The organism is Gemmatimonas sp. (assembly GCF_044345575.1).
Lineage (GTDB): Bacteria > Gemmatimonadota > Gemmatimonadetes > Gemmatimonadales > Gemmatimonadaceae > Gemmatimonas.
Genome location: NZ_JBIJAW010000162.1, coordinates 1 through 7,474 on the forward strand (window position 1 = coordinate 1; position 7,474 = coordinate 7,474).

The window sequence follows — 7,474 nt, forward strand, 5'->3', positions numbered from 1 at the left end:
GACCGCGCCCCACCAGCGCGCCGTGAGGCCGCTCTCGAACGCCCCGATCTCGTTCGAACTCCCGATGAAGATCTGATTCACGCTCGACACACGGCCGAGCAGGGCGTCCGGAGTGCGCATCTGGAGCATGAGGCTGCGGATCACCACACTCACCATGTCGCTGGCACCGCCAAGCGCCAGAAACGCGATCGACAGTGGCAGGCTCGTACTGAGCCCGAACCCGATCGAGCACACGCCGAAGCCGACGACGGCGAGCAGCAGATTCCGACCCGAATGGGCGAACGGCGGGAAGCGCGTGAGCAGTACACTCGAGATAACGGCACCAGCCGCCGGCGCCGCGCGCATGAGCCCGAGGCCGGTGGGCCCGGCGTGCAGAATCTCCCCGGCAAACACCGGCAACAGGGCCACCGCGCCGCCGAAGAGCACAGAAAAGAGATCCAGCGACAGCGCGCTCAGCAGGAGCGGATCACCGAACACGAAGCGCAATCCCCCCAGGATGGCCACGCGGATCGGCTCGTCCGTGTGTACGCGAACGGGTGACGTGTGGCGCACCGTGAACAGCACGAGGACGGCAAAGGCCATGAGGACGGCATCCACCGCGTAGCTGAGCGTGATGCCACCGAACGCGTAGAGCACGCCTCCGAGTGCCGGGCCCAGCACGGCGGCCAATTGCCAACTGCCACTGCGCCACGTGACGGCATTCTGATACAGCGACCGCGGCACCAGTTCGGCGCTCAGCGCCTGCCGCGCCGGCTGCAAGAAAGCGCGCGCCACGCCACTTACCACGATCACGGCATAGATCGCCCGCACACGCAGCGGTGCGGTAAGCGGCAGGTCACCGATGGGCGCCGGATGCCCGAGCCAGAACAAGGCGAGCGAGCATCCGACCAGCACGGACAGCGCGAGCAGGGCCACGCGCCGGCGATCATGGGTATCGGCCACATGCCCGGCGAAGAGCGACATGCTGATGGCCGGAAGCGCTTCGGCGAGGCCCACGAGTCCCAGCGCGAGGGGATCGCGCGTGAGATCGTAGATCTGCCATCCCACCACCGTGCCCTGGATCTGAATCCCCAGGGTCAGTGTGAACAGCGCGAGGATGTACCGCCGGAAATTGGGAAGGCGAAGCGCCGCGAACGTGTCGGGCGCTTCGCCGGGTTGGTCATCGGCCATGCAGCTAAACTAGCCGCATCGCTCAGCGACGCACTACGAGCCCCACACCGGCGAAGTAATCCCGGCGCTGCGTGGAGTGCGGCCCGATCCCACCACGCACGTCGAGCTGCACGTCGGGGCTGAAGAGAAAGGTGAAACCGCTGTTCACGTACTTGCTCACGACCTTCGACCCGTCCTGCGGCGCAAAGGCAAAGGCCTCGGCATAGAGACCGATGCGGTCGGTCGCCGCGAAGCCGAGCGAGCCGCTGCCGGCATATTCCGTGAAGCTCCGCACACCATCGAACGGACGACCGACATTGAGGTTGCTCGAGAAGCCCAAGCGATCGGTGAGCGACCAGGCCGTGAGCACCTTCACTTCCGGCTGCACGCGCTGCGACCGATAGATGCGGGCGCCGGTGGGCACCGTGGAGTGCGCGATCACTGACAGCGCGGGGCGCCACGAACGGCCCTCCGGGGCATCGAGCAGCCGCATCTTCACGCCGACCGACGCATCCTGCACACCGGACTGCGTCAAGCCATCAACCTGTTCCTGCACGAACGAGTTGCCGGCCACGCGCAACTCGAGCCGGCTGGACAGCCCGGCGCGCATGAGGACCTCGCCGTGGGACACCACGCGGGCTTCGCTCTCGCGACTCAAGGTGCTGCCGGCTTCCACCTGGACATGGCCGCGATCGACGAGCGCCGTGGCCTCGGTGAAGTCGGGACGATCGGAGATGAGGGCGTCGCGCTTACCCATGGTGGCGCAGGCGGACAGGGACAGGACGGTGAGGGCAGTAGCGACGAGGGGACGGAGCATTGGCGGGGGCCGGGAGAAGAACGAAAACGAGGCCAGCCTCATCGCTGGTGCGTATTGTCCCTTCGGCTTGTCCCGGCGACACCTTTAGCGAACTATCACATTCTCGACGCATTTCGTCACAACGCCAGACCGCGTCCTGATGCGAAACACCGCGCCAGCCGCGTTTCCGCCCCGTTTTTTACGGCGCGTGCCGTGCTTCGTCCTGTCGCTCCTCGAGGCGGCGGCGGCGGCGCGCCTGCGCGGCTTCGTAGCGCCGCTCCTGCTCCTCCGTAACAGGTAGCACCTTGGCGATGGGCACCGGTCGGCCGTTCCGGTCGATCGCCACGAAGGTGAGGTAGCACGTATTCGTGTGCCGGCGGGTGCCATTGATCATGTCTTCGGCCTCGACCCGCACGCCGATCTCCATGCTCGTGTTGCCCACGAAGTTCACACTGGCCTTGCACGTGACGAGATCCCCCACGTGAATGGGCTCGCGAAAGTCGACGCGATCGATCGACGCCGTCACGCAGGCTGTGCGCGCATGCCGGAATGCCGACACGGCCGCGGCCTTGTCCACCATGGCCATGATGGCCCCACCAAAGGCGTGACCGAGGATGTTCGCATCCTGCGGCATGATGAGCTCACTCGTCTCGTGCTGTGATTCACTGACGGGACGGGCGGGACGATCGGTCATGGCTGAGGCAAGAAGGAGGTTCGGCGCAGTACGGTGCGCGGCGTGAACAGAGAGGCACGGGGCGCGCGCCACACGGCGCGCTGCACCAATCCGTCGAGCGCGGTCGACCGATCGAAGGCGCGGGCGAGCGCCGCGCGGCTCGCGCTATCGAGCGGGGGCGGCTCGAGGGCAATCAGCTGATACGCCGGCGCGGCCACCGTGGCCACCGGCCATTCGGCGCGTGACGTGGTGAGTCCCCGCGCGCGCAGCACCAACGCCAGGGCATCACCGTCTTCCGACGGCGTTGCCATGACTTCGTACCCGCTCCGTTCCCACCGGACACGACTGGAGTCGGTGCTCCACTCGGGGAGCGTCGCACGCACGGCACTCCACCACGACGGCGCCTTCACGGCGATCGGCGGCAGGTACAGCGCGAGCGCCTCGCCGTCGGCCGAGTACCCCGGCACCATGAAGGCGACCGCAGGATCCCGCGAAAGATCCGTGATACCGAAGCTCGTGGAGTCGAAGCGGAAGCTGTCCAGTGTTTCCACGGCCACCGAGGCGCGATCGTCGCCTGACGTACTCGCCTGACGGATACTGTCGGTGAGTTGCGTCAGCGAGGCGCGCGCCTGCGCAATGAGTTTCGCCGCTTCGGCACCACCGAACAGATCGGTCAGGGTGGCAAGATGTCCACTCCGCACATCGACCACGTACCGCCGCCCCCGATGCTGATGCGGTGGGCCGCCGTCGATGTCGGCGTTGAGCAGATGCTCGAACGTGAGATACGGGCCGTGGACATCGATGATCTCGATCTCGTCGTGCACCACGGTGCGCGGATCGTCCGGTGTTTCCTCATCGTTCGGATCGATTTCCGTTTCGCTGGGGTTGGCCTTGCGCCACGCCACCAGCTCGCGCATCACCGTGCTGTCGGCGAACAGCAGGGTGCTGTCGCGCGATTGCAGGGCCCGCGCCCACAGGCGCGCCGTCGCGAAGGAGGCGTCGGGATATTCGGCGCCGTCGTCAACGAGAAACACCTCGAACAGCCGGCCATCGACCTGCGTGAGCAGGATGGGGGCGCTGCGCACCCGCATCCCTTCGCCGCTGCTGCGCACCCAATAGGTGGAGTCGCCGGCCGCGAACAGGAATTCCGCGGCCGGCAGCGCGTCACCACTGGCCGGTGCTTCCGAGGTGCACGCCCCGGTGACCAGGCCAGCGGCAAGCGCAGCCAGCGCTCTACACAGGCGACGGATGGACGTCATTCAGTGCCCCGCGATCAGGGCGCGCACCCCGTCGAGCAACCGCGTGATCTCGGCCGTCGTCGTATAGCAGGAGCAGCCCACACGTACGAAGCCTTCCTGTTCGAAACCCAGCCGACGCGCGACCGTGGTGGCATAGAAGTCGCCATGCGACACGTACACCCCGCGTGGCGCGAGGTATTTCGCGACCGACTCCGACGCGTGACCCTGTACGCGGAACGACAGCGTGGGCGTGCGCGGGGTCCCCGGCCGCGGCCCGTACAGCGTGACCGCGGGCATCTCACTGAGGCCATGCCAGAGCTGCGCGAACAGGTGTTCACCGCGCTCGTGCAGCCCGTGCATGGCCGTCGCGAGCCGATCACGACGCGGCGCCGTGACATCCCCGGCGATGCTCGCAAGGAATTCCACCGCTGCCGCGGCACCCACGATGCCCTCGTGATTCTGCGTACCGGTCTCCAGGCACTCCGGCACCCAGTCCGGCGCGGGCTCGAGGCGCGGCACGTCGAGAGCGGCCGTCGCTTCCCCCCGGCCGTACACCACCCCCACATGCGGGCCGTAGAACTTGTAGGCACTGCACAGGAGGAAGTCGGCACCGATGGCCCGCACATCCACGAGATTGTGCGGCGCATAGTGCACGGCATCCACCACGGTGATGGCGCCGGCCGCCCGGGCGAGGCGCACCAGTCGCGGCACGTCGCTCACGGTGCCCAGAATGTTCGACGCCGCCCCGATGGCCACGACCTTCGTACGATCGCTGAGCAGGCGCTCGAGTGCCCCCTCCTCATGCCGATATGTGTCGAGGTCGAGCGGCAGCCACTTGAGCACGACCCCGCGTTCCTTCGCGAGTGCCTGCCACGGCGCCACGTTGGCGTGATGGTCGAGCTCGGTGACGATGATTTCGTCGCCCGGCACGAGGCCACGACCGATGGCCCGCGCAATATGGAAGAGCAGCGTGGTCATGTTGGCGCCAAACGCGATCTCGCCCGCCGTCGCCCCGAGAAAATCCGCGAGCGTCTCACGCGCCTGCATGAGCAACGCGTCGGTTTCGACGCTCGTGGGATACGCCCAGTGCGTGTTGGCGTTGTGGTGCAGCAGGTAGTACGTCATGGCGTCCGCCACGCTGCGCGGCACCTGGGTACCACCAGGTCCGTCGAAGTAGGCGACGGGGTGGTCACCCTCGCAACGGGCGAGCGCCGGGAACTGCCCGCGGATGGCCTCGACGCTGGCGATCATCGTGTCGCGGTCGTCGTGCACGAGCGTGGAGGTGAGAATGGCCGACATGGTCAGGCGCGCCCTCCGATGATCGCGCCGCCCAGGCGCTCCACGACCTGCGCCGCTTCCACATGATCAGCCTCTTCACCGAGTTCGGTGTGCGCCATGCGATAGAGCTCGGAAGTGAGCTGCAGCAGCGGAGCGGTGATCTTCTGCTCGCGCGCGAGATCGGCCGCGATCCCCACGTCCTTGTCGAGCAAGGCAAGCCGGAACGTGCGGGGAAACGCGCGGGTCACCACGCGCTCCGGGAAGAGATTCATGCTGGCGTTCGAGCGGCCGCTCGACGTGTTGATCACATCCAGCGCGATCTCGGCTTTCACACCCGCCTTCTCCAGGGCCACGAGCCCTTCGGCCGTCCCCCAGATGTGCATGGCAAGCAGGGCATTGTTCACGGCCTTGAGCGCGTCGCCGGCGCCCACGGCGCCACAGTGCACGATCTTCTTGCCGAAGCACTCGATCACAGGCCGCACCCGCTCGAGCGTCGCCTCGTCGCCCCCGATCATGACGGTAAGGGCGCCCTGCTCCGCGCCCACCACGCCACCGGACACCGGCGCGTCGAGGAAGCCGATGCCGCGTTCGGCGAGCCGCGCCGCGATCCGGCGCGACGTCGCCGCATCACCTGAGGTACAGTCCACCAGCACCGAACCGGCCGGCATGGTGGCCAGCAGTCCATCGGGGCCGTCGAGCAACGCCTCCACATCGCGGGAGACCGGCAGGCAGGTCACGACCACGTCACGATCGCGCGCGGCATCGGCCGGCGTGGCAACCGCGCGGGCGGCGTTGGCCGCCGCAAACGCCTCGGCCTTGGCCGCCGTGCGGTTCCACACGGCGAGGTCGAATTCGGGGCGGGCGAGATGGCGGGCCATCGGGGTTCCGATGGCGCCGAGACCGAGAAAGGCGACACGTGGCATGGCGGCGGCTCGAAAGAGTCGTGGCGGCGCGTGACCCCCGTTGAGAAGGCACGGGGCACCGCCGACATTGAAACATGCCACGACAGCGCATCCACGTGCAGATCGACGGTCTGCTTTCCGTTCACGCGGTACGTGCCGTGTGGACCGCCCTCACCGCCGTCCCGGGGGTCTTGCAGGCCGAGGTGACCATGCGCGGGGTGGTCCTCGAGACGGAAGGGCCGATCGACCGCGAGGCACTGGCCGACAGCCTCGCCCTGGCCGGCGTGCAGCTGGTCGATATGACGGTGGAAAAGGGGCATTTACCGCTGCTGTGATTGACCGGATGTGGGAGCCCCGCACACTGGTCCGGCGTCGCTTTGCGCCTTGGGGGCTGCAGACTAACTTGCGCCCAGACCGCCGCCCTCTTCGCCGATGAAGCCACGCTCCGACAAAGACCGGCCGCTTGCGGCGCTGATCGTGCCGGATCTGCTCGAGCTGTTGGAGGAGCATCCGGAGAGCATCGGCCCGCAGACGGACGAGATGCATCCGGCCGACCTCGCCGACGTGGCAGAGGCCATGCCGGAGGAGGCCGTGCGCGCGTTCCTCGCCGCGCTGCCCCGTGAGCGTGCCGCCGAGGTGATGGAATACCTCGACGAAGAACTGCGCACGCAGGTCCTCGAGGAGCTGCCGGCCGACGAGGCGGCCGAGATCGTCGCCGAGATGGACCCCGACGAGCGTGCCGACGCACTCGAGGAACTCGACGAGGAAACGGCGGACGAGATCCTGCAGGAGCTCGAGCCCGCGGAGAAAGCCGAGACCGAGCGGCTGCTGCAGTACGACCCCTACACGGCCGGTGGCATCATGACCACCGAGTTCGTGAGCGTGCTGGAGACGCTCACGGTGGGGGAGTCGATGCGCAGCGTACTCGCGATGGCGCGCGGTGGGCGGCGCGAGGCGATGTACACCATCTACACCGTGGACGACGCGGGGCGGCTTCGTGGCGTGCTGTCGCTGCGTGAGCTGCTCGCGGCCCCCGAGGGATCGCGCATCAGTGAGCATGCGTGGACCGAAGTGGTGAGTGTATCGCCGGACATGCTGCAGGAAGAGGTGTCACAGATCACGTCGAACTACGACCTCGTGGCACTACCGGTGGTCGACGTGAACAAGCGTCTGCTCGGCGTGGTCACGGTCGACGACGTCATCGACGTCATCCAGGAAGAGCAGACGGAAGACGCGCAGAAGTTCGGCGGTATGGAGGCGCTCGAAGAGCCCTACATGCAGGTCTCGCTCTGGCAGAACGTGCGCAAGCGAGGTGGCTGGCTGGCGATCCTTGCCATGAGCGAGTTTTTCACCGCCTCGGTGATGGCGCGCTACGAACACAGCCTCAACGAAGCCGTGTTTCTCTCGCAGTTCATTCCGCTCGTCATGAGTTCCGGCG

General features: G+C 67.4%; 8 protein-coding genes. 2 read left to right on the forward strand and 6 right to left on the reverse strand.

Translation table 11 applies throughout. The annotated features are described in order from the left end of the window. The 6 genes from ACIQ6O_RS10400 to ACIQ6O_RS10425 form a co-directional block, all read right to left on the reverse strand. Nucleotides 1–1,170 (reverse strand): MFS transporter (locus ACIQ6O_RS10400; protein WP_396207719.1); only part of this gene is annotated, 1,170 nt, incomplete at its 3' end. Between the two features lie 22 nt (nt 1,171–1,192). Continuing rightward, nucleotides 1,193–1,966: a transporter gene (locus ACIQ6O_RS10405; RefSeq protein WP_396207720.1), complete on the reverse strand. Its 774-nt coding sequence runs from the start codon at nt 1,964–1,966 to the stop codon at nt 1,193–1,195. Between the two features lie 178 nt (nt 1,967–2,144). Next, the gene (locus tag ACIQ6O_RS10410; protein ID WP_396207721.1) at nt 2,145–2,639 is read right to left on the reverse strand and encodes an acyl-CoA thioesterase; all 495 of its coding nucleotides are present in this window, start codon (nt 2,637–2,639) and stop codon (nt 2,145–2,147) included. Continuing rightward, nucleotides 2,636–3,877 (reverse strand): hypothetical protein, encoded by a 1,242-nt coding sequence (locus ACIQ6O_RS10415; RefSeq protein WP_396207722.1) that lies wholly within the window; start codon nt 3,875–3,877, stop codon nt 2,636–2,638. The genes ACIQ6O_RS10410 and ACIQ6O_RS10415 overlap by 4 nt, the downstream gene beginning before the upstream one ends. Then, nucleotides 3,878–5,155, reverse strand: a complete 1,278-nt coding sequence (locus ACIQ6O_RS10420; RefSeq protein ID WP_396207723.1) for a cysteine desulfurase-like protein — start codon at nt 5,153–5,155, stop codon at nt 3,878–3,880. A 2-nt stretch (nt 5,156–5,157) separates the two neighbouring features. Beyond that, complete coding sequence (locus ACIQ6O_RS10425) at nt 5,158–6,057, reverse strand: NAD(P)-dependent oxidoreductase (protein WP_396207724.1); 900 nt, start codon at nt 6,055–6,057, stop codon at nt 5,158–5,160. A gap of 74 nt (nt 6,058–6,131) precedes the next feature. Here ACIQ6O_RS10425 and ACIQ6O_RS10430 point away from each other — a divergent pair, with 74 nt between their 5' ends. Together ACIQ6O_RS10430 and mgtE are read left to right on the forward strand one after the other, a co-directional pair. Then, nucleotides 6,132–6,371: a heavy metal-binding protein gene (locus ACIQ6O_RS10430; RefSeq protein WP_396207725.1), complete on the forward strand. Its 240-nt coding sequence runs from the start codon at nt 6,132–6,134 to the stop codon at nt 6,369–6,371. 97 nt (nt 6,372–6,468) lie between these two features. Further along, the coding region (mgtE, locus tag ACIQ6O_RS10435; RefSeq protein WP_396207726.1) for a magnesium transporter at nt 6,469–7,474 on the forward strand (1,006 nt) is incomplete at its 3' end.

What these genes read in the sequence shown, in the direction of transcription:
- ACIQ6O_RS10405 (WP_396207720.1), bottom strand. Translation starts at nt 1,966, where the DNA reads ATGCTCCGTCCCCTCGTCGCTACTGCCCTCACCGTCCTGTCCCTGTCC.
- ACIQ6O_RS10410 (WP_396207721.1), bottom strand. Translation starts at nt 2,639, where the DNA reads ATGACCGATCGTCCCGCCCGTCCCGTCAGTGAATCACAGCACGAGACG.
- ACIQ6O_RS10415 (WP_396207722.1), bottom strand. Translation starts at nt 3,877, where the DNA reads ATGACGTCCATCCGTCGCCTGTGTAGAGCGCTGGCTGCGCTTGCCGCT.
- ACIQ6O_RS10420 (WP_396207723.1), bottom strand. Translation starts at nt 5,155, where the DNA reads ATGTCGGCCATTCTCACCTCCACGCTCGTGCACGACGACCGCGACACG.
- ACIQ6O_RS10425 (WP_396207724.1), bottom strand. Translation starts at nt 6,057, where the DNA reads ATGCCACGTGTCGCCTTTCTCGGTCTCGGCGCCATCGGAACCCCGATG.
- ACIQ6O_RS10430 (WP_396207725.1), top strand. Translation starts at nt 6,132, where the DNA reads ATGCCACGACAGCGCATCCACGTGCAGATCGACGGTCTGCTTTCCGTT.